Annotated in this window: 1 protein-coding gene; it reads right to left on the bottom strand. The window is 64.0% G+C overall.

What is annotated here, in order from left to right:
• Positions 1-30 precede the first annotated feature (30 nt).
• The gene (locus DD1DGNOD_RS29330; protein ID WP_131770075.1) at positions 31-1,182 is read right to left on the bottom strand and encodes a LuxR C-terminal-related transcriptional regulator; all 1,152 of its coding nucleotides are present in this window, start codon (positions 1,180-1,182) and stop codon (positions 31-33) included.
• Positions 1,183-1,640 lie beyond the last annotated feature (458 nt).

Genomic DNA, 1,640 nt, shown 5'->3' on the forward strand with positions numbered 1-1,640 from the left:
CGCTGCTGACACAGCGCTGTGCCCGGCGGCTCATGACAGTTGTTGTCGTTCGCTGTGCAGCCAGATCGACACCGCCTCGGTGCGGCTGGCCGCGTTCAGCTTGCGCAGGATGTGTTTGACGTGGGACTTCACGGTTCCCTCGGAGATGATCAGCTTGTCGGCGATGCGTGCATTGGTGTCGCCGGCGGCCATCAGCCTGAGCACGTCGACCTCTCGTCTGGTCAGGCGTGAGTCCGCCGGCCAGTGGTCGTCGTGCAGCGGGCGTTCGGGTCGGGCGAGCTCGTGATCCGCGCCGTGTGCGCCGAACCCGATCTGACCCTCGAAGTCGTTCATCGCCGTGGCCAGTCCCTCGGTGTAGCGCAGCATCTCGGTGCGCATCTGGGCCAGTCGTTCGAGGAGGATCGCGCGTTCCAGGGCGTAGCCGAAGCCTTCGGCGAAGATTGCCAGGACGTCCCGGTCGAAGTCGGTGAGTTCGCTGCGGTGGAAGTAGCGGTCGGCGTGCAGGAAGCCGATCACCCGGGCACAGGGCATGATCGGCACCGCGACGTAGTTCCTGCACTGGGAGACCTCGGCCATCGGCCGGTGCACGCGTGATTCCTGCTGGACGTTGGTGACGGTGAGTGGTCGTTTCCGTCGTACGATCTCGGTTTCGAACAGGTTGGGCACGAGCTTCTGCGGGTTGTCCCGGCCGGCCCGTAAGATCGCTTCCGCCCACTGCTTGTCCCCATCGACGTGCAGTGCTTCGGCCACCCAGGTCGATTCGTGGATGCGTGACATGATCGCCCGGTCGAACCCCATCGTGCACACGATGCTCGGGGTGGAGGCGATGAGTTCGGATACCGAAGCCGTCTGGTGTAATCGGCCGAGGGCGGTCTGCGCGTTGCGCATCGTGCTCGACCGGTGGTGGGCGCGTTCCTCGCGCACGCTGTTGTCGGTGTTCTTGAGTTGGATGAGCAGTGGCAGCAGGTCGTCGGCGCATGCCAGGCGGTCGGCGGTCGCGCGGTCACCGGTTGCGGCTGTGTGTACGCCGTGCCAGATGGCATCCAGGGCGGTGCTGGCGGCGGGTAAATCGTTGATCTCCGTGACGTCGGGCAGGCACTGCGAGTTGAGTAGTTTCTGAGCTTTGCAGATGATCGCGAGTACCTCGCTCAGCGTCTGATCGGAGATCGACCGCTGGTACACGCGGTCCCCGATCGTCGGTCTGTGGTTTCTCTCGTGACACCTGATGTCCCCGGTAGACACGATGAGCCTCCTCGACTGGCGCAAGCGTCCGGCGCTGGACGCTCAGCGGATCATGAGCCAAAGTTCGACTTTGTTACGTTTTGTCCGCTTTCATCACCCGATCACACTATGGACACACACCAACCTTCCGGCTAACTGGCCCTCCGGGTCACTGGTGCCGGTGCGGCCGAGCTCCTTTTTCGGAGAGAGTAACGGGTCTATTGCATACAACGGAGTTAATTCATGGCAGACCCCGCTGAACCGGTGATCAGAGGAACCGGACGGGTCGCTCGTCGTGCTATCCGGCGCAGGCAGCCTGCGAGAGGGAGCGGGCGCTGCGTCAGCTGTCCCTCCACTGTGCTGCGCATCCTTGTACTGCACCGTCTGGGGGCGGCTGCGGCAGGGGGCATGGCGGCCGT

Source organism: Candidatus Protofrankia californiensis, assembly GCF_900634765.1.
GTDB lineage: Bacteria > Actinomycetota > Actinomycetes > Frankiales > Frankiaceae > Protofrankia > Protofrankia californiensis.